The sequence below is a fragment of the Arthrobacter sp. J156 genome, assembly GCF_056172865.1.
The window spans coordinates 2,565,235-2,584,497 of sequence record NZ_CM149650.1; the positions used below are offsets into that span (position 1 = coordinate 2,565,235).

Annotated in this window: 20 protein-coding genes and 1 pseudogene; 5 read left to right on the forward strand and 16 right to left on the reverse strand. The window is 72.7% G+C overall.

Annotated elements, in window-relative coordinates:
- Nucleotides 1-31 precede the first annotated feature (31 nt).
- Both AC0QR5_RS11750 and AC0QR5_RS11755 read right to left on the reverse strand, forming a co-directional pair.
- Nucleotides 32-1,525, reverse strand: a complete 1,494-nt coding sequence (locus AC0QR5_RS11750; RefSeq protein WP_329861212.1) for a lipase family protein — start codon at nt 1,523-1,525, stop codon at nt 32-34.
- Entirely contained in the window at nt 1,522-1,815 is a 294-nt protein-coding gene (locus tag AC0QR5_RS11755; protein ID WP_329861213.1) for a hypothetical protein, read from the reverse strand. The genes AC0QR5_RS11750 and AC0QR5_RS11755 overlap by 4 nt, the downstream gene beginning before the upstream one ends.
- Before the next feature lie 177 nt (nt 1,816-1,992).
- On the opposite strand from AC0QR5_RS11755, the gene purB reads away from it, so the two are divergent.
- A complete protein-coding gene (gene purB, locus AC0QR5_RS11760) occupies nt 1,993-3,402 on the forward strand; it encodes an adenylosuccinate lyase (protein ID WP_329861215.1) in 1,410 nt (469 codons plus the stop codon).
- A gap of 19 nt (nt 3,403-3,421) precedes the next feature.
- On the opposite strand, the gene AC0QR5_RS11765 is transcribed toward purB, so the two are convergent.
- The 5 genes from AC0QR5_RS11765 to AC0QR5_RS11785 form a co-directional block, all read right to left on the reverse strand.
- Nucleotides 3,422-4,036 carry a response regulator transcription factor gene (locus AC0QR5_RS11765; protein ID WP_329861217.1) on the reverse strand — a complete coding sequence of 205 codons (615 nt, stop codon included), beginning with the start codon at nt 4,034-4,036 and terminating at the stop codon, nt 3,422-3,424.
- A complete protein-coding gene (locus tag AC0QR5_RS11770) occupies nt 4,030-5,118 on the reverse strand; it encodes a sensor histidine kinase (protein WP_329861219.1) in 1,089 nt (362 codons plus the stop codon). The genes AC0QR5_RS11765 and AC0QR5_RS11770 overlap by 7 nt, the downstream gene beginning before the upstream one ends.
- Nucleotides 5,115-5,867: an ABC transporter permease gene (locus AC0QR5_RS11775; protein WP_329861220.1), complete on the reverse strand. Its 753-nt coding sequence runs from the start codon at nt 5,865-5,867 to the stop codon at nt 5,115-5,117. Before AC0QR5_RS11775 ends, AC0QR5_RS11770 begins: the two co-directional genes overlap by 4 nt.
- On the reverse strand, nt 5,864-6,823 hold the full coding sequence (locus tag AC0QR5_RS11780) for an ABC transporter ATP-binding protein (RefSeq protein WP_329861222.1): 960 nt from the start codon (nt 6,821-6,823) through the stop codon (nt 5,864-5,866). Before AC0QR5_RS11780 ends, AC0QR5_RS11775 begins: the two co-directional genes overlap by 4 nt.
- A gap of 75 nt (nt 6,824-6,898) precedes the next feature.
- Nucleotides 6,899-7,294 (reverse strand): DUF2695 domain-containing protein, encoded by a 396-nt coding sequence (locus AC0QR5_RS11785; protein ID WP_329861224.1) that lies wholly within the window; start codon nt 7,292-7,294, stop codon nt 6,899-6,901.
- Between the two features lie 154 nt (nt 7,295-7,448).
- On the opposite strand from AC0QR5_RS11785, the gene AC0QR5_RS11790 reads away from it, so the two are divergent.
- Both AC0QR5_RS11790 and AC0QR5_RS11795 read left to right on the forward strand, forming a co-directional pair.
- Nucleotides 7,449-7,886, forward strand: a complete 438-nt coding sequence (locus AC0QR5_RS11790) for an acyl-CoA thioesterase (protein WP_329861226.1) — start codon at nt 7,449-7,451, stop codon at nt 7,884-7,886.
- Between the two features lie 158 nt (nt 7,887-8,044).
- Nucleotides 8,045-8,566, forward strand: a complete 522-nt coding sequence (locus AC0QR5_RS11795; RefSeq protein ID WP_475372527.1) for a GAP family protein — start codon at nt 8,045-8,047, stop codon at nt 8,564-8,566.
- Here AC0QR5_RS11795 and AC0QR5_RS11800 read toward each other — a convergent pair.
- Entirely contained in the window at nt 8,490-9,698 is a 1,209-nt protein-coding gene (locus AC0QR5_RS11800) for an aminotransferase class I/II-fold pyridoxal phosphate-dependent enzyme (protein ID WP_329861227.1), read from the reverse strand. The genes AC0QR5_RS11795 and AC0QR5_RS11800 overlap by 77 nt on opposite strands.
- Before the next feature lie 69 nt (nt 9,699-9,767).
- Between AC0QR5_RS11800 and AC0QR5_RS11805 the strand changes: the two genes are divergently transcribed.
- The gene (locus AC0QR5_RS11805; RefSeq protein ID WP_329861229.1) at nt 9,768-10,004 is read left to right on the forward strand and encodes a PLD nuclease N-terminal domain-containing protein; all 237 of its coding nucleotides are present in this window, start codon (nt 9,768-9,770) and stop codon (nt 10,002-10,004) included.
- 1 nt (nt 10,005) lies between these two features.
- Here the strand turns inward: AC0QR5_RS11805 and AC0QR5_RS11810 are convergent, their stop codons facing one another.
- A complete protein-coding gene (locus AC0QR5_RS11810; protein WP_329861231.1) occupies nt 10,006-10,821 on the reverse strand; it encodes an oxygenase MpaB family protein in 816 nt (271 codons plus the stop codon).
- Nucleotides 10,822-10,885: 64 nt separating this feature from the next.
- Between AC0QR5_RS11810 and AC0QR5_RS11815 the strand changes: the two genes are divergently transcribed.
- On the forward strand, nt 10,886-11,374 hold the full coding sequence (locus AC0QR5_RS11815; RefSeq protein WP_329861233.1) for a septum formation family protein: 489 nt from the start codon (nt 10,886-10,888) through the stop codon (nt 11,372-11,374).
- An 83-nt stretch (nt 11,375-11,457) separates the two neighbouring features.
- Here the strand turns inward: AC0QR5_RS11815 and AC0QR5_RS11820 are convergent.
- The 7 genes and pseudogenes from AC0QR5_RS11820 to exaC all read right to left on the reverse strand — a co-directional run.
- Nucleotides 11,458-12,245 (reverse strand): annotated as a pseudogene (locus AC0QR5_RS11820) (amidohydrolase family protein); the annotation flags it as partial.
- Between the two features lie 28 nt (nt 12,246-12,273).
- A complete protein-coding gene (gene rlmN / locus AC0QR5_RS11825) occupies nt 12,274-13,749 on the reverse strand; it encodes a dual-specificity RNA methyltransferase RlmN (RefSeq protein ID WP_329861234.1) in 1,476 nt (491 codons plus the stop codon).
- 175 nt (nt 13,750-13,924) lie between these two features.
- A complete protein-coding gene (locus AC0QR5_RS11830; protein ID WP_329861235.1) occupies nt 13,925-14,548 on the reverse strand; it encodes a DedA family protein in 624 nt (207 codons plus the stop codon).
- Nucleotides 14,545-15,735 (reverse strand): hypothetical protein, encoded by a 1,191-nt coding sequence (locus tag AC0QR5_RS11835; RefSeq protein WP_329861237.1) that lies wholly within the window; start codon nt 15,733-15,735, stop codon nt 14,545-14,547. Before AC0QR5_RS11835 ends, AC0QR5_RS11830 begins: the two co-directional genes overlap by 4 nt.
- A 109-nt stretch (nt 15,736-15,844) precedes the next feature.
- Nucleotides 15,845-16,264 carry a DUF779 domain-containing protein gene (locus AC0QR5_RS11840; RefSeq protein ID WP_329861239.1) on the reverse strand — a complete coding sequence of 140 codons (420 nt, stop codon included), beginning with the start codon at nt 16,262-16,264 and terminating at the stop codon, nt 15,845-15,847.
- A 115-nt stretch (nt 16,265-16,379) separates the two neighbouring features.
- Nucleotides 16,380-17,411, reverse strand: a complete 1,032-nt coding sequence (gene adhP / locus AC0QR5_RS11845) for an alcohol dehydrogenase AdhP (RefSeq protein ID WP_329861241.1) — start codon at nt 17,409-17,411, stop codon at nt 16,380-16,382.
- A 111-nt stretch (nt 17,412-17,522) separates the two neighbouring features.
- On the reverse strand, nt 17,523-19,046 hold the full coding sequence (gene exaC / locus AC0QR5_RS11850) for an acetaldehyde dehydrogenase ExaC (protein ID WP_329861243.1): 1,524 nt from the start codon (nt 19,044-19,046) through the stop codon (nt 17,523-17,525).
- Between the last annotated feature and the right edge of the window lie 217 nt (nt 19,047-19,263).

Below are 19,263 nucleotides of genomic sequence, written 5' to 3' on the forward strand. Positions count from 1 at the left end.
CGAAGCCATCTCGGCGGCCGGCGATGGCCGTTCACGGTAGCCGGTACCCCTTGGCTCCCCAGGTCCTCCGCTCGCGCTCGTTTCCCGGCCGGGTCGGCGACCCGAGGGGGCCAGGGCCGGGCCGGTCGAGCGCGTGGGGCGTGCTCCGGACGAGCTGCACCGTCCGCACCGTCGCGGTACCCGCCCCGGCGAAGACCGCGCCGAGCGCCGCCTGGGCCTCCACCACCACCGGGTCCGGGGCCGCGTCGTCGATGCCCGCCGCCCCGGCCGTGGGGAGCGCCGCGGCCAGGTGCCGGTAGTTCTCGAGCTTATGGGCCGGCCCGAAGCCGCCCGCGTCGGTCGAGGCGGGATCGACGCCCGGGGCGTAGTCCGCGAAGTACACGGTCACCCTCCCCGCCCGGTCCGGGTTCGGGGCGCCGTCGAGCCCGGGGACCAGATCGTGCTGGTGCTCCAGATGCAACGCCCGCACTCCGTCGGGGAGCTCGATGTTGCCCACCGGCGAGCCGACCGTGACGACGTGCTCCACGTCGTAGATCCCGTTGATCCTCCGATCGGCGGCCAGGTTGGCGGCGTGGATGCCGCCCTGGCTGTATCCCGTGAACACGAGGGCCTCGCCGGGTTCCGCGCCGACCCGCTCGAGCGCCTCCAGCACGGCCGCGGCCGTGTGCTGGCTGCCCAGCCCCGCCGCCTCCACGACCCCGCCCGTGTCCCACGGGTTCAGCTGCCCGGGCGCCTGCGGCTGCGTCCCGGGCAGGGAGACGACGTGCACCCTCCCCCGCGGCGTCGGCACGGTGGCCACACCCAGAGCCCCGTGGCCGGCCCGGTCCATCTCGGCCAGTCGCTGGAGCTCCATCACGGCCTCCAGGTCGCCGCCGAACGGCACGGTCCTCCCCGGAGTCGCCCCGCGCACCTGGACCGGCCCGATCCGGACCCAGCCCATCACCTGCGCGGCTCCCGCCAGCTGCGGATAGAGCCTCTCGGCCACCGTGGTGTCGAAGTCGCCCCCGTGCCGGCGGTCCCGCAGCCTGCCGAGCCCTGCGGCCACGGGGAACGCCGACGGGAAGAGCAGCGGCAGCGCCATGCCGAGCAGCGCCGGCGACTGGTTGATCACGTCCTCCGTGACGCGCGTCGACGGGTAGGGGCCGGGCGACTCGGCCGCGTAGTTCAACAGGAGGACCGGCACGTGCCCGCGCAGCTCGTTGACCCGGCGCTCGACCTCGGCCTCGACGCGCTCGTAGACCTCGCGGCTGGACCGCACGGCCAGCGCGAAGGCCGTCAGCTCCGCTTGTTCAACCCGGGTCGCGAGGCTCGCCCGCCGCAGCCTCGCATCGACGGGATACGCGAAGAGCGGGTCGGAGGCCAGGATCCGCCCCAACGCGGGCCACGAACCGTCGAGCTCGTCGGAGGCCGCCTGGAGCCGAAGCGCGGCGGCGGCCAGCGTGCCGACGGCCCGTTCGAGCTCGGCGAGGCTGAAGTCGGCCCCGCCGATGCCGCCGCGGGTCAGGTACCCGCCCGCGGTGCTCACGGCAGCGTCCCGATCGACGCGCGCAGGAGCGCCGCCAGGAGCTCCTCCCGGGCCGCGGCCGCCTGGCTAGCCGCCACACCGACCTCCGATTCCAGCGCCTGCAGGCCGGCCGACAGGACGGCCAGCTGGAAGGCCACGCGGCGCAACTGCCCCTGGAACGCCGTCCCCGCGGCGGACTGCCACCGGATCGACTCCAACTCGAGCAGCAGTGTCCGCGCGCCTCCGACGTGCTCCACGGCCCACCGGGCCCGACGACGCAGCTCCTGCCACGCCTCGTCCGCTCCGCTCATCACTCCCCCTCTCCACCGGCCCCGGCCGGGGCCCTCCCTGTCCACCCACGCTAGGGACGCGGTGCCGCCCGGCCGGGCTCCGGCGTCGTACCTGTGCACCCGGGCCCGCCCACGGGAGCTGTGGAGGGGGCGTCACCGGCTCCGTCCGGCGCCCCCGCCCATGGAAGAATGGGGCCCATGGCTGAATCCGCGCGCTATTCCCTTGCTTCCGAACCCTTGGCCCTCGGCGCCCTCGACGGCCGCTACCGTGCCGCCACCGCCCCGCTGGTGGACTACCTCTCCGAGGCCGCCCTGAACCGCGACCGCGTGCACGTCGAGGTCGAATGGCTCATCCACCTGACCTCGATGTCCGTGCTGCCGGGCACCTCCCCGCTCACCGCGGAGCAGGTCGATGCGCTGCGCGGGATCGTCACCGGGTTCAACGGCGAGTCGGTGACCGAGCTCGCGGAGATCGAGGCCGTCACGGTGCACGACGTCAAGGCCGTCGAGTACTACATCGGCCGCCGCCTGCCCGCGATCGGCATCGAGGAACTCACCCCGCTGGTGCACTTCGGCTGCACGAGCGAGGACATCAACAACCTCTCCTACGCCGTGGGCGTCAAGGGAGCGGTCGAGGACGTGTGGCTGCCGGCCGCTCGCTCGCTCGTGGAGCAGATCGGCGCGATGGCCGAGGCGACGCGCGAGATCCCGATGCTCTCCCGCACGCACGGCCAGCCCGCCACGCCGACGACGCTCGGCAAGGAGCTCGCCGTCACCGCGTGGCGCCTGACGCGCCAGCTCGAGCGGATCTCGCGCACCGAGTACCTGGGCAAGATCAACGGGGCCACCGGCACCTACGCCGCCCACTATGCGGCCGTCCCCGGGGCCGACTGGCAGGAGGTCTCGCGCACGTTCGTCGAGGGCCTGGGCCTGGCCTGGAACCCGCTGACCACGCAGATCGAGTCGCACGACTGGCAGGCCGAGCTGTACGCGGACGTGGCCCGGTTCAACCGGATCCTGCACAACTTCTGCACGGACGTGTGGAGCTACATCTCGATCGGCTACTTCGCGCAGATCCCCGTGGCCGGCGCCACCGGTTCCTCGACGATGCCGCACAAGGTCAACCCGATCCGCTTCGAGAACGCGGAGGCGAACCTGGAGATCTCCAACGGCCTCCTGGACACGCTCGCCGCGACGCTCGTGACCTCCCGCTGGCAGCGCGACCTCACGGACTCCTCCTCGCAGCGCAACATCGGCACGGCGTTCGGCCACTCCCTCCTGGCGATCTCCAACGTCGCCAAGGGCCTGGACCGGCTCGATGTCGCCGGGGACGTGCTCGCCGAGGACCTGGACCAGAACTGGGAGGTCCTCGGCGAGGCCATCCAGATGGTGATGCGCGCCGAGGCCGTCGCCGGCGTCGAGGGCATGGAGAACCCGTACGAACGCCTCAAGGACCTCACGCGGGGCCAGCGCGTGGACGCCGCCCGGATGAAGGAGTTCGTCTCCGGGCTGGGCCTGTCCGACGACGCCCGCGACCGCCTCCTGCGCCTCACCCCGGCCACCTACCACGGGATCGCGGACCGGCTCGTGGACCACCTGGGTCGGTAGGACGACGCCGGGGCCGCGCCTACAGCCAACCGCGCTCGGCCGCCGTCTTCGCCGCCGCGATCCGGTTGGCGGCCCCGGTCTTGCCGATGGCGGCCGAGAGGTGGTTGCGCACGGTCCCGGCCGAGAGGTGCACGCGGGCCGCGATCGAGGCGACCGGCAGGCCGTCCCGGGCCAGCGCCAGCACCTCGCGTTCCCGTTCGCTCAACGGGTTCGAGCCCTCGGCCAGCGACTCGGCCGCCAACTGCGGGTCGACGACGCGCAGACCGGCATGGACCTTCCGGATCGCCTCCGCGAGCTGGGAGGCCGGCGTGTCCTTGACGACGAAGCCGCTCGCCCCTGCCTCCAGCGCGCGGCGCAGGTACCCCGTGCGGCCGAAGGTCGTGACCATCAGCGTGCGGCAGCCCGGGGCGCCGGCGCGCACGGTGGCGGCGGCCTCGATCCCGTCCATGCCCGGCATCTGGATGTCCAGGACGCAGACGTCCACGGCGTGCTCGAGCACCGCGTCCAGGACGCCGGTGCCGTCGGGCAGCTCCGCGACGACCTCGAGGTCGCGCTCCAGGTTCAGCAGCGCCGCCATCGCTCCCCTGACGAGCGCCTGGTCGTCGGCAAGCAGCACGCGGATCGTCCTCACCACGCCACCTCCACGCGCGTTCCGCCCCCGGTTCCCGGGCTGACCCGCAGCGAGGCTCCGGCCTCGTCGACGCGCTCGGCCATGCCCCGGCGCCCGTGGCCGGCGGGCGCCGATCCCAGCCCGACGCCGTCGTCCTCCACGGCCATCCGCAGCGGCGAGAACTCGAGCCGGCACCGCTGCGCGCGGGCGTGCCGCAGGACGTTGGTGCCGGCCTCCCGCAGGATCCACCCGAGCGTGGCCTGCAGTTCCGTCCGGACCCCGGCCGGGTCCCCCTCGATGACGACGTCGATGCCTGCGCCTTCCAGCGCCAGCCGCAGTGCGCTGGCCTGCGTCGGCAAGTCGTTCGCGCGCAGCCCGCCGACCGTGGCCCGGACCTCGGCGAGCGCGTCGCGGATGAGTCCGTGCAGCTCGCCCAGCTCCGCCCGTGCCCGGGCCGGGTCCGCGTCCATGATCCGCTCGGCGAGCTCGGCCTTCATCGCGACGACGGTCAGGGTGTGGCCGAGCCCGTCGTGGACGTCGCGGGCGACGCGCTCGCGTTCCGAGACCACGGCCAGGTCCCGGGAGACGGCCTGCCGCTTGGATTCGGAATCCAGGAGGGCGGCCTCGGCCGTGTTGAGCACGAACACCCCGAGCATGATGAACACCAGGAACAGGTACTCCGGCAGCATCCCGGCGAGCGCCAGGAGGGCCGTCGTCCCGGCCGTGGCCCCGAGCCCGACGATCCAACCGCCCTTCCGCGGCAGGATGTAGCAGGCGTAGCCGACGACGTAGGGGGACATGAACAGGGCCGCGAAGCCGATGAGCGGGGCCGCCGCGGCGATGATGGCGCACAGGACGGCCAGCCCCACCCAGTTCCAGTGCCGGAACCGGAGCCGGTAGTCGCGCGGGCCCTGCAGGACGAGGAACGCCGCGAGGTAGACCGCGCCGAACAGGACCACGAGGAGCAGCCCGAGCGCCGTCAGCACCGGTGCCAGCCCGGCGCCGAGCACGGCGAAGACCGTGTAGGCCAGGAAGACCAGCCAGACGCCGGGCATGAGCCAGCCGTACCGCTCCCAGGCGTTCAGGCGCGGTCCGTCGGCGCTCATTGCCGCCGCCGTCCCCGCTGCACGCCTACGACCGCCGCCGCTCCGAACACCAACGCCCAGGCCACGACGTTGGCCAGCAGCAGGGCGAGCGAATCCGGTTCGACGTCCGCGGCGGCCTGGCGGCCTTCCATGAGCGGCCAGCGGACGAGCCCCACGAACCCGTACATCGGCGTGAAGCGCGCGAAGTCCAGCATGGCGCCGCTGAGCGGCATGAACACGTTGCCGACGAAGGACATGAGCACGAGGACGCCCGTCGCGACGCCGAGCGCGGACTCGCTCTTGAAGAGCATCGCGACGGAGAAGCCGAAGAGCGCGAACACCGAGGCCCCGGCGAGGGTGAGCAGGAAGGTCGCGAGCCACATGCCGCCCGGGGCGACGGCGCCGGTGGCCAGGCCGCCGAGGTGCACGACCCCGATGCTGGCCGCGGTGATCGCCAGGGCGGTCAGGACCTTGCCCACGACGACGGACGCGGGGCTCACGGGGGTCAGCCCGACCTGCCGGCCCCAGCCCTGCATCTGTTCGACGGCGGCGCCGCCGGTCGCCGTCGTCGCGGCGAGCGCCGCGCCGTAGGCGGCCATGGAGCTCATGACGTAGAACGCGACGTTGGAGTCGCCGATCGGCTGGTCTCCCGAGCTGATCGAGACGCCGAAGACGAGGTACATCACGAGCGGCATGAGCAACACGAACATGATGTTGGAGGTGTCCCGCAGCTGGCGGGTCAGGTCGATGCGGAGATAGGTGGCGTTCATCGGAGGCTCCTCGGTGCCGGTTCGTTCTCGAGGCCCGCGGTCAGGTCCACGAAGGCCGCCTCGAGGCTCGGCGACGAGACCTCGAGGTCGTGCGCCCCGAAGTCCCGCAACAGGGCCAGGGCGAGGGCGTCGGAGTCGGTGGTGACCACGGAGACCCTTGAGCCGTTGCGTTCAAGGCGGCGGACCCCGGGCTGGGACCGCAGCCGATCGAGCACCGCGTCCGCTCCGTCCTCGAGGCCAGGCACGGCCGCGGAGACCGTGCGGCCCGCGGCCATGGAGCGGACCTGGGCCGTGGGGCCGTCGGCCGCGATGCGCCCCTTGACGATCAGCACCGTGCGGTGGGCGAACTGCTCGGCCTCCTCCAGGTAGTGGGTCGCGAAGACCACGGTCCGGCCGGAGTCGGCGTCCTGGCGCATGGTGTCCCAGAACTCGCGGCGCGCGTTGACGTCCATGCCCGCCGTCGGCTCGTCGAGGATCAAGAGGTCCGGGTCCGGCAGCAGGGCGAGCGCGAACTTGAGCCGCTGCTGTTCGCCGCCGGAGCACTTGGAGACCTTCCGTCCGGCGATGCGGGCGATGTCCGTGCGGTCCATGACCTCCTCCACCCGCCCCTTGGCCCCGTGGAGGGACGCGATCGACAGGACCGTTTCCCGCACGGTGAGGTCGCGGAGCAGGCCGCCGGTCTGCAGCACCGCCGAGACCCGCCCGGCGCGGACCGCCTGCCGCGGGCTCAGTCCCAGCACCTCGGCCGTGCCGCCGTCGGGATCGGTGAGTCCCAGGACCATGTCGATCGTGGTGGTCTTGCCCGCCCCGTTGGGGCCGAGGAAGGCCACGATCTCCCCGGGCTGGACGACGAGGTCCACGCCGGCGACGGCGGCCACCTCGCCTTCCCTGGACTTGAAGCTCTTGCGCAGCCCGCTGAGCCGGATGGCGGAGGGCGCGTCGTCGTGTGCTTTCATGCCTCCAGTCTCCCGCCCGGCGCCGGGATGCGCACCGGGGTGCGGTCACGTGATGCGCATGACACATGTCATCCGCTACCTCCGGCGCCGCACGCTCCAGAGCGGGTTCGGCTGCCAGAGGGGGCACGGCTGGGTCGAGCCCTTGCGCACGCCGTGGCAGGCGGGCATCGGTTCCATCACCGGTTCCCCCGCGGCGTCGAACTCGAAGTAGTCGGCATCCAGGTGGTAGGCGTTCCAGAACACCTCGCACTCGCAGCAGCAGGCGCCCATCCGGGCGAGCCGCCGCAGCAGGGCCGTGGCCCGCGGGGCGGCGGCCTCCTGGTACCGCCTCGTGAACCCGTGCCCGCGGCAGCCGAACTCCATCATCCGGTACAGGTAGCACATCAGGCATTCGCCGGCCCGCGGCGCCGTCAGCTCATCGGAGAGCTCGCGCAGCTCCGCCTCGATCTCCGTCAGTCCCTCTGGTCCCATGGCTTCCTCCTCGTTGCTCCCGCGGACCAACGCCCGCTGGAACGAGGATGCCGGGCGGAACCGGCGGCCGGGGCGGCTGCCCACCGGCCGGTGGATTCGCGGCCGCCGCCGGCCACCTGTGGAGGAGGGGCCCGCACCGGGATACCCTCAAGTCATGGACACGGCCGGCGACATCACGTTCCACACCCGCAAGTGGGTGCGCCCGGAGGACCTCAACGCCAACGGCACGCTTTTCGGCGGCAGCCTCCTGCGCTGGATCGACGAGGAGGCGGCGATCTACGCGATCGTCCAGCTGGGCAACGGCCGGGCCGTCACCAAGTACATGTCGGAGATCAACTTCGTCTCCTCCGCCCAGCAGGGCGACCTCATCGAGATGGGGCTGACCGCGACCCGGTTCGGCCGGACCTCCCTGACCATGCGCGCCGAGGTGCGCAACATGTTCACGCGGCAGTCCATCCTGACCATCGAGCAGATCGTCTTCGTCAACCTCGGCGACGACGGGCTCCCGGCCGCCCACGGCTACACGGAGATCACCTACGAACGCGACCGCGTTCCCCACCAGCACCTGCTCCCGCCCGGTCCCGCGGCCTAGCCGGAGCCGGCCGTGCTGCCCGTCATCGGGGAACTGCTCCCCCTCGTCATCGCCTTCTGCCTCAGTCCCCTGCCGCTGATCGCGCTCGTCCTGCTGCTCTCCGGGCGCCGCGGCGCCGCGGCGCGGCGGCAGCGTTCGCCGCGGGCCGCATCGCCGGCATCGCCGCCGCGGTCGCCCTGTTCACCGTCGCCGCCGACGCCGTCCCGGAGTCGCGGACGGTGACGACGGCGGAAGCGGTGCTGAAGATCCTGCTCGGCACTGGCCTCGTGGTGCTGGCCGCCTCCAAGCTCCCGCTCCGCCCGGGCGCGCGCCCCGCGAAGGGCGGCGAGCTGCCGCAGTGGATGGGATCCCTGGACACCATGCCCCCGGGCCAGGCCCCTCTCCTGGGGTTCGCCGTCAGCGTCGCGAACCCGAAGGAGCTGGCCTTCGCCCTCAGCGCCGGGCTCGCCGTCGGGGAGGCCGCGCTCCCTTTCGGCGCGGCCTCGCTTACCGTGCTCGCCTTCGCGGTGGCCGCCTCCGGCAGCGTGCTGCTGCCGCTGCTCCTGAACAGCGTGGCCCCGCGGGCGTTCGGCCCCGTCCCCGCGGCCCGATTCCCACCGCCTCCTACCGCGGCGCCGCCTGGAACCGCACGATCCGCTCCACCGCCTCCTGAACCGCCGCCCGACCCGCGGCGAAGCTGAGCCGGACCGCCTTCCGCCCGGCCCCGGCGTCGAAATCCGCGCCCGGGACCAGGGCCACGCCCTCCTCCTCCAGCAGCGCGGCGCAATACGCGGCCGAGTCCGGGAACCCGGCCAACGCCTGGCCGAGCTCGGCGTAGAGGTAGAACGCGCCGTCGGCGGGGGCGGCCGGCCCCCAGCCGAGCCGCGGCAGCGCGGCGAGCAGCGCGTCCCGGGTGCCGGCGAACTCGGCGACGGACGCCTCCGCCTCCGCGTAGGAGGCCTCGCCGAACGCGTGCACGGCGGCGGCCTGCGCCGGGGCCGGCGGGCACAGCGCCACGTTCCCGGCGAGCGCGTCGACGGAGGCCAGCAGGTCGTCGGGCACGAGCGCCCAGCCGAGCCGCCACCCCGTCATCCCCCAGTACTTCGAGAAGCTGGAAATCACCACGGACTCCCGCCCGAGCTCCCACGCGCACACCCCGCGCGGGTCCTCGGCGCCCGGGAGCGGGTAGGTGATGCCGTGGTAGATCTCGTCGCTGACCAGGCGCACGCCGGCGTCGGCGCACCATCCGGCCAGGGCCGTGAGCTCGGCGCGGGAGACCATGGTCCCCGTGGGGTTGGCGGGCGAGGCGAGCATGAGGCCGGTGAGCGGACCGTGCTCGCGCGCGGCGGCGTCGAGCAGTTCCGGGGTGGGCTGGTAGCGGGTCGCGGGGCCGCACTCGAGCTCGACGACCTCGACGCCGAGGGCGCGCAGGATGTTCCGGTAGGCGGGGTACCCGGGGCGGGCGAGCGCCACCCGGTCGCCGGGGTTGAAGGCGGCGAGGAACGTCAGCATAAACGCCCCGGAGGAGCCGGTCGTGACGGCGACGTTCCGGGCGGGGACGTCGATCCCGTACCAGCGCCGGTAGTGCCCCGCGATGGCCGCGCGCAGCTCGCCCGTGCCGAGCGCCGGGGTGTAGTTGAGCGTGGTGCCGGAGGCGTGCAGGGCGGCGGCGGCCGCGGAGACCGGGCCGGGCGCGCCGCCGCCGGGTTCGCCGGCGCACAGCGAGACGACGTCGCGCCCCGCGGCCCGCAGCTCGGCGACGCGCTGGAGGATGTCCATGACCTGGAAGGGCGGGACCTGGGCACGGCTGGCGACGGTCAAGGGCTGGGTCATGGTGCTGCTCCCGGGGTACGACGGCGGACTTCCGCTCCCAGCGTGCCACACCTTGGGTAGGGTGGAGCCATGATCCCCGCCTCCGCGAATCCGCTGCTGCCCGCCGTGTGGGAGTGGACCGTCACGGGGGTCGCCCTGGTCTTCGTCGTCCTCGTCGTGGTGGCCCTGGTCCGGATCGACCGCACCAAGGCCCGGCGCGAGCCGATGGCGACGATGTGGTGGGCGTTGGCGGTCCTGGCGCTGCCCGTCGTCGGGGTCCTCGCCTGGTTCGTCCACGACCGCCGCGCCTCGCGCGGGGCCGCCTGAGTCAGGCGCCGGGCCCGGCCGGCAGCCGGCGCAGGTAGTGGTGCATCGGGGCGTGCCGCAGCCCCCGCGGTAGCCGCGGGTAGGTGGCGGCCACCGTCCGCAGGACCGCGCGGAACACCCGGTCCCGCCACGGACCGTAGGGCAGCCCGAATTCCTCCCGCAGGCGCGCCGGCAGCATCCCCGCCGTGAGCACCCGCGCCACGGGCATGGCGGCGCGGATCCAGAACGGCGCGTTCCGGGCCGCGAGCAGCTCCCCCGCCACGCGCCGGACCGCGGGGTCAACGCCGAGCCGGGCCTCGGCGTCGTTCCAGTACCTCCGGAACGCCGCCCGGTCCGCGGGCCAGGCGCCGGCCGGCATCTGCAGGGCGGTGCCGAGGACCGCGTACTCGCGGTAGAGCGCCTCCGCCTCCCGCGGCGGAAGCGGGCCGAAGACCGCCTCGTGGACCAGCAGGGCCGAGTCGTAGAGCGTCGCCGCGACCCAGAGCTGGAGCTCCGGGTCCCGCGCGTCGTAGGCCGGGTGCTGCCCGTCCGCGCCCGCCTCCGAACGGACCGGGGCGTGGGCCCGGTCCACCCACTCGCGCACCGCGGCCGCCTGGCCCGGGGTGCCGTTGGTGAGCGCGTAGATGTAGCTGAGCGTGCCGTGCAGCCGCTTGAGCGGATCGGCTGCGAAGTCCGAATGCCGGGCCACTCCGTGTCCGACCGCGGGGTGGGCGAGCTGCAGCAGGACCGCCCGGCCGGCCGCCAGGAGCAGCACCGATTCCGGCGCGACGTCGGAGATCGCGGCCGGCGCCGGGACGCGCGCGCGGTGGAGGGCCATGGTGCGATGCTATCCGCCCCTCCCTGCCTTATGCTCAGAGCATTCACGACCATGGGGGGAAATCATGAGGCCGGTTGTCGCCGTCCGCGCGCTCGCCTGCGCATCCATCGCCGCACTGCTGTCCGGCTGCTCGTATCTGGGCATCACGCAGGACGCCCCGCGCGGCGTCGATGGCGAGGTGGTCCAGGCCGGCGCGGCCCACGTCGACGCCATCAAGACCGGTGACTGTCTCAACGAGCCCGGCAGCGAGGAGTTCGAGACCGTCGGCGCGATCCCCTGCGGCGAGCCGCACGAGCTCGAGATGTTCCACGCGTTCAACGTCACGCAGGGCTCCCTGCCGGACGACGCCGCCTGGGAGCGGATCCTCGACGAGTGCTACGGCGCGGCGTTCACCGAGTTCGCGGGGATCGCGTACGAGGACTCCGGGCTCGACGTGTTCCCCTTCGCGCCGACCGACGAGTCGTGGGCCTTCGGCGACCGGAAGGTCCAGTGCCTCATCGGCGAGGCGACCCTGGAGCCGGTCACGGGAAGCCTGCGCGGCGCCGCCCGCTGACGCGTAGGGTCAGTGGCAGGTGATTCCGCCGCCGTGCGGGCTCTGGTGGTGGCCTAGTAGACCCGCCCGGTGCCCAACACCCTCAGCTCGTCGGCCATGACGCGGCCGGCGTGGATGACGGTGCGGTCGCCGCCCCGGTCCAGCATGTCGCAATTGCCGTAGGGGCTCCAGTAGTCGCGCTGCCCGTCCTCGCCCAGCCCCACGCGGACGCCCGCCCCGGCCAGCTCGGACAGGGACGGCTGCCCCGCGGCGCTGGGTGCCACCGTGGTCAGGGAAATGTCCAGCTCCGCGAACGTCTCGATGAGGCGCCGGCTCACGGCCTCGTTGACGCTCCCCAGCTGGTAGGCGTGGGAGAGGTTGACCCGGCCCTGCATGCCGAGGGCCCGCGTGCGTTCGGCGATCAGCTCGGCGCTGAAGACGCCGAGCGCCCCCGGCTCGTGCAGGTGCACGTCGACGTCCACCTGGTACTTCTCGGCGAGCCCGAAGACCACGTCCAGGTGCCCCTTCGGGTCGCGGTCCAGCTCGCAGGGGTCGATCCCTCCCATGACGTCGGCTCCGGCCCGCAGGGCGGCCTCGAGGTGGCCGGCCGTGCCCGGCTCCCGCAGGATCCCGGCCTGCGGGAAGACCATGACCTGGACGTCGGCGGCCCGGTGTGCTCGCGGAACGGCAGCCCGATCCGGGTCGAGTCCAGGTGCACGTGGACATCGGAGAAGGACGGCAACAGGAGCCGGCCGCGCCCCTCGACGACGTCGACCACGTCGCCGTCCGGCCGGCGCTGCGGGTCGTGGGGCAGGACGGGGCGGATCGCGCCGTCCTCGATGACGACGTCGGACGCGGCACCACCCCAGGGGCGCGCGTTGCGGATCAGCATCTCGTGGGACGTCCTCTCGGGGCGGGGGCTACTCGGCCGCCGCGAGCTGCCCGCAGGCCCCGTCGATCTCCTTGCCGCGGGTGTCGCGCAGGGTCGTCGGGATCCCTGCCGCGATGAGCCGGTCGATGAACTCGCGCGTCACGTCCCGCTCCGAGGAGGTCCAGATCGAGCCCGGGGTCGGGTTCAACGGGATGGGATTCACGTGGACCCAGCCGCGGCCGCGCTTGTTGAGCTTCTTCGCCAGGAGCTCGGCGCGCCACGCATGGTCGTTCATGTCCTTGATCAGCGCGTACTCGATGGACACGCGCCGGCCCGTGGCCTGGTAGTAGCCGTACGCCGCGTCGATCGCCTCGTCGACCTTCCAGCGCGAGTTCACGGGGATCAGCTCGTCGCGCAGCTCGTCGTCGGGCGCGTGCAGGCTCAAGGCGAACGTGAACGGCAGCTTCTCCTCGGCGAGCTTGTTGATCGCCGGCACCAGGCCCACGGTGGAGACCGTGATGTTGCGCGCGCTCATGCCCAGGCCCTCCGGGGCCTCGGCGGCCATGCGGTGCACGGCGGCCATGACGCGCTTGTAGTTGGCGAGCGGCTCGCCCATCCCCATGAAGACGATGTTGGTGACGCGCTCGGCGTCGTGCCCGCCGTCGCGGCGCTTCCCGCCGAGGCCGCCGTCGGCGATGTAGCGGTTGGCCTGCACGATCTGGTCCAGGATCTCGGCGGTGGACATGTTGCGGGTCAGCCCCGCCTGCCCGGTCGCGCAGAAGGGGCAGTTCATGCCGCAGCCGCACTGGCTGGACACGCACAGCGTCACGCGGCCGGGATAGCGCATGAGCACGGACTCCACGAGCGAGCCGTCGAAGAGCCGCCACAGGAACTTCACGGTGTCGCCGTTGTCCGTCGTCAGCCGCTTCACCTCGGTCAGGAGGGTCGGGAACATCGCGGCGGCCAGCTCGGCCCGGCGCTCCTGCGGCAGGTCGGTCATGCGCGCCGGATCGGTCGTGTAGTGCTGGAAGTAGTGGACGGAGAGCTGCTTGGCCCGGAAGCCGGGCAGCCCGAGCTCCTTGAGCTTGTCCTGGCGTTCGGCCAGCGTGAGGTCCGCGAGGTGCTGCGGCGGCTGGGAGACGCGCGGTCGCTGCGCGAACTGCAGTTGCGGCCGGCCGTCCGGTCCCATGGCCTGCTTCCACCCCTCAGGCGTCGGCCTGACCTGGGCGCGGCCCTCCCGGCGGGCCCGCAGCTCGGAGACGCGGTCGGAGACCGGCGCCCCGGTGCCCGCTGCGGGGTGGCGCGGCGCGGCCGAACGGTCCGACGGCCGGGTCCCCTCGGCCCCGGCGACACCGGCGAGCGGTCCCGCCGACGGCGCCTCGGGACGGCGCGCGTGGGCGCGCGAGGTCCCGGTCCGGTGGTGCCCGTCCGCGGGGTGCAGTTCCTCGGCGGCGTGCCGGGCGGGCGATCCCGGGCCGGCTGGTTCGTGCTTCCGGTCTTCGGGCTGGGGCTGGGTGGTGGTCATCGTCCCCATTGTCCCACGCATGTCCACCACCGCTCCCTGCGCGGCGCCCGGCCAAGACCGGCCGGCCGCGCCACGCCTACGCTCGGCATCATGGCGTCACCCGCCCCTCCGGCGGCGGCGTCCCGCGACGCAGTGGTCCTTGGGGGGGCGTCGCGGGGCGCCTCCCGTCCCGCGCCTACCCGTCCCCGCGCCGGCGCCAGCGCGGGATCTGGTGGTTCTCCCACCACGTGATCGCGATGGTGATGAGCCGCCCCAGGATGAGGGACACGGCGATCGCGAGCACCACGGCGAACTCCGTGGACAGGCTCGGCCACGCCCCGGAGAGCGCGCCAACGCCCACGGAGTAGGCGGACCAGACCACGGAGGCGATCACGGACCATGCCATGAACCGCCGCGTCGCCTGCGGCACGAGCGCCGCCGCGACGTTCATCGTCAGCCGGCCCAGCGGGACGAACCGCGCCGTGAGCACGAGCGGCAGGCCGTTGCGGTCCAGCCGCGCCCGCGCTGCCGCGAAGGTGGACTGCCAGCGCCGGCCCGCGAACACGGGCAGCTCCGTGAGGTTGAAGCGCCGCGCCAACAGGAACGTGGCCGCGTCCCCCGCGACCCCGCCGACGAGCATCGCGGCCCCGAGGAGCATCAGGTCCAGCTCGCCCGTGTTGACGGCGAGCGAGCCGAGGGCCACGAACAAGGTGGTGCTGGGCACGGGCGGCAGCAGCGCGGAGACCGCGACGAACAGCGCCCCGACGGGGTAGATCCACCAGGAATCCAGTTCCCGCAGCGCCTCCCCCAGCTCGTTCACGGGCGCACCTGCCCCGGCAGGGAGGCCCCGGCGTCGTTCCCGGGGACGACGCCGGAGCCCGGCTCCGGGAGCGCCTCGCCGAGGCGCGCGGGGTCGAGTCCCGCGGATGCGACGACGGCCGTCGTGGTGCGGATGAACACCACGAGCCAGGCGAAGACGATGCCCGCCGCCGCGAGTTCGAACGCCGTGAGGTTGTAGTAGCCGAGCGGCGCCCAGAGGTACGCGGCCGCCGCGAGCCCTGCCACCGCGACGACGCTGATGAAGTAGAAGGCGCGCGGGAACCCGGGCAGCCAGACCGGCGCCCCGAGCAGCAGCACCAGCAGGATCGCGGCGAGCGCGCGGACGAAGAAGGAGTGCACGGGATCGAACAGGTTCACGGGGAACAGCCCGATCCCCGCCATGCAGATCCCGCTCGCCAGCAGGCACACGCGCACCACTGAAGGCCGCGGGCGGACCACGCGGCGGCGCTTGCGCCCGGCCGCCGCGTCGCGCGCGTCGAGGAGCCCGGTCCACTGGCGCAGGTCGCGGGTGATGAAGGCGGCGAGGGTCGTGAGGATGATCCCGGAGACGGTGATCGTGGTGTTGAAGGTCCAGAACGAGGTCGTCCCGGCCTGGCCCGTGCCGAGCTCGCTGAACATCGAATGCCACCAGAGCGGGTTCTCGGCGAAGATCATGCTGACGAGCATCCCGGAGGCCATGAACACGGCGAGGAGCACGGAGAGGGAGGCCGTCGTGAGCTGCGCCCCGGAGGTGAAGCCCGTGTATCCGGCGATCCCCGCCGCGATCGCGAGCATCGCGGTGCCGGCGATCGTGTCCACGGTGAGGCCGAAGAACGCCTCCTGGAACAGCCGGAACACCACAAGCGCGGACATCACGGCGATCGAGGCGTGCACCACCATGAGCGCGGCGACGTCGACGGCCTGGCGCAGCGCCGGCCGTGCTCCGAGCCAGGCGTGGACGGCGCGCGCGTGCTGGAGGTACCCGGCCAGGAAGGCGCCCGCGACGGCGAGGCCCGCGAGGATGGAGGCGTAGAACGCCACGGAGCCGTCGCCCGCGAGGGCGGGGCGGCGCCCGTGGAAGCCGATGAGCCCCACGAGAACCGACACCGCGGCGGCCGCGGTTCCCGCCCAGATCGCCTGCGATTCGACGGCGACGCGCGGCGCCTCGCGGCGGCCCGGTGCTCCCACGAAACGTCCTCCCCTCGATCGCCGGCTGCTGTCCCTGCCGTCGATTCTGTCACGGGAGGGTGCCGGCTACTCCAGCTCCGCCCGGCGGGAGCGCCGCTCCGGGCGCGGGTCAGGGCCCCTCGGGCTCCATGATCTCGCTCCGGATCAGGAAGCGCTTGCCCTCCGGCGCCTCGACCGAGAACCCGGAGCCGCGCCCCGGAACCACATCGACCGTGAGGTGCGTGTGCTTCCAGTAGTCGAACTGCTCCCGCGACATCCAGAACCCGATCTCGCCCAGCCGGGCCCCGGCGTCGTCCTCCAACTCGAACGTGCCCAGGAGGATGTCCGAGCCGCCCACCTTGAAATCGCCGTCGGGGAAGCACATGGGGGAGGAGCCGTCGCAGCAGCCCCCGGACTGGTGGAACATGAGCGGCCCGTGCCGCGCCCACAACGTGCGCAGCAAGGCCACCGCCGACGCACTGAGGGCGACGCGGGAACGCCGCTCTCCCTCGATCTCGGGACGGGCCGCGAGGACGCCGGTCGTGTCCATGGGGTACTCCTTCCGTGGGGCCTTCCCTGCATCGTCCCGCCGCGCACCGCGCGCCACAAGGGGGTGCGACGCCGGACGGCCCACCCGGGGCGGGCCGTCCGGTGCCGTCGGGGTGCTATCCGCGGTGGTCGAACTCGATGACGACGCGGCCGTCGATCTTGGCGTGCTTCATCTCGTCGAACACGGCGTTGACGTCTTCGAGCGGGCGCTTGTGGAAGGTCGGCTTGATCTTGCCGGCCGCGTAGAAGTCGAGCGCCTCGACCATGTCCTGGCGGGTGCCGACGATCGAGCCGCGGATCGTCAGGCCCTTGAGCACGATGTCGAAGATCGGCGCCGGGAAGTCGCCCGGGGGCAGGCCGTTGAAGACGATCGTCCCGCCGCGGCGGGCCATGCCGATCGCCTGGCCGAACGCGGCCGGATGGACGGCCGTGACGAGGACGCCGTGAGCGCCGCCCGTCGCGGCCTGCACGGCCTCGGCCGGGTCCTCGGCGAAAGCGTTGACCGTGACCTCGGCCCCGTGCTTGCGGGCCAATGCGAGCTTCTCCTCCGCGACGTCGACCGCGACCACGCGCATGCCCATGGCGACGGCGTACTGCACGGCGATGTGGCCGAGCCCGCCGATGCCGGAGACCACGACCCACTGGCCCGGGCGGACCTCTGTCTGCTTGAGCCCCTTGTAGACGGTGACTCCGGCGCACAGCACGGGGGCGATCTCGTAGGGGTCGGCACCGTCGGGGATGCGGGCCGCGAAGCGGGCGTCGACGAGCATGTACTCGCCGAACGAGCCGTCCACGGAGTAGCCGCCGTTCTGCTGCGACTCGCACAGCGTCTCCCAGCCCGTGCGGCAGAATTCGCACGTCCCGCAGGCGCTCCACAGCCAGGCGTTGCCGATCAGGTCGCCGACGGCGAGGTCGTCGACGCCCTCGCCGAGCTTCTCCACGGTGCCCACGCCCTCGTGGCCCGGGATGAACGGCGGCGAGGGCTTGACGGGCCAGTCGCCCTCGGCGGCGTGGAGGTCGGTGTGGCACACGCCGCTGGCGATGAGGCGGACGAGGGCCTGGCCCGGTCCGGGCTCCGGGATGGAGGCCGAGGCGACGTCGAGCTCGTCGCCGAAGTTCTTCACGATCGCTGCTTTCATGGTTCCCATGGTGGTGCTCCTTCGAATCGGGGGATGTCGTGGGGCACGGCGGCGCTCCCGCCCTGGGGGATGGGGGCGGTCGGGGGAGACGGCCGGGAGCGCCGCCGCAGGCGTCGGGGCTTAGAAGAAGCCCAGCTTGTCGGGGCTGTAGGACACCAGCAGGTTCTTGGTCTGCTGGTAGTGGTCCAGCATCATCAGGTGGTTCTCCCGTCCGATGCCGGAGGACTTGTATCCGCCGAACGCCGCATGCGCCGGGTAGGCGTGGTAGTTGTTGACCCACACGCGGCCGGCCTGGATCTCGCGTCCCGCACGGTAGGCGGTGCCCCCGTCGCGCGACCAGACGCCGGCGCCGAGGCCATAGAGGGTGTCGTTGGCGATCTTCAGCGCGTCGTCGTAGCCGCTGAAGCGGGCCACGGAGACGACGGGACCGAAGATCTCCTCCTGGAAGATCCGCATGGAGTTGTCGCCCTCGAAGATCGTCGGCTGCACGTAGTAGCCGCCGGCCAGGTCGCCGTCGAGCTCGGCCCGGGCACCACCTGTGAGGACCTTGGCGCCCTCCTGCTTGCCGATGTCGATGTAGGAGAGGATCTTCTCGAGCTGGTCGTTGGAGGCCTGGGCGCCCATCATGGTGTTCGTGTCGAGCGGATTGCCCTGCACGATCGCCTGGGTCCGGGCCGTGACGTCGCCGAGGAAGCGGTCGTAGATGGAGTCCTGGACGAGCGCGCGGGATGGGCAGGTGCAGACCTCGCCCTGGTTGAGCGCGAACATCGTGAAGCCCTCCTGGGCCTTGTCGTAGAACGCGTCGTCCGCGGCGGCGATGTCCTCGAAGAAGATGTTGGGGCTCTTGCCGCCGAGCTCGAGCGTCACGGGGATCAGGTTCTCGGAGGCGTACTGCATGATGAGCCGGCCGGTGGTGGTCTCGCCCGTGAAGGCGATCTTGCGGATCCGCTTGTTGGAGGCGAGCGGCTTGCCGGCCTCGAGGCCGAATCCGTTGACGATGTTCACGACGCCCGGGGGCAGGAGGTCGCCGATGATCTCCATGAGGACCAGGATCGACGCCGGCGTCTGCTCGGCGGGCTTGAGGACCACGGCGTTGCCGGCGGCCAGGGCGGGGGCGAGCTTCCAGACGGCCATGAGGATCGGGAAGTTCCAGGGGATGATCTGCCCGACGACGCCGAGCGGTTCGTGGAAGTGGTAGGCCGTGGTGTTCTCGTCGAGCTGGGAGAGGCTGCCCTCCTGGGCGCGGATGGCGCCGGCGTAGTAGCGGAAGTGGTCGACGGCGAGGGGCAGGTCCGCGTTGAGGGTCTCGCGGACGGCCTTGCCGTTGTCCCACGTCTCGGCGACGGCGAGGACCTCGAGGTTCTCCTCGATGCGGTCGGCGATCCGGTGCAAGACGAGCGCGCGCTCGGCGGGGCTGGTCCGGCCCCAGGCGGGGGCGGCTCCGTGGGCGGCGTCGAGGGCCGCCTCGATGTCCTCGGCCGTGCCGCGGCCGACCTCGGTGAAGACCTGGCCCGTGACCGGGGAGACGTTCTCGAAGTACTCGCCCTTGACGGGCGCCTTCCATTCGCCGCCGATGTAGTGCTCGTAGCGCGGCTTGAACGTGACGATCGATCCCTCGGTACCTGGCTGGGCGTAGACGGTCATGGCAACTCCTTTGTTGACTCCGGTCCTGCTTGCGGCTGCGGCCGCGGCAACGGCCGTTGCGTGATGTATGTCACGCTACGCCCGGCGACGTTGCATCGAGGTTGCATGAGGGTCCGCCCTTAGCATCCTGCGCCACCGGCCCGCGCCCTGTGGCCGCCCGCCGGCATCATGGCGCCAACACTTCTTCCCACTTCCCGCTCCGCCAGGCGCACGAAAC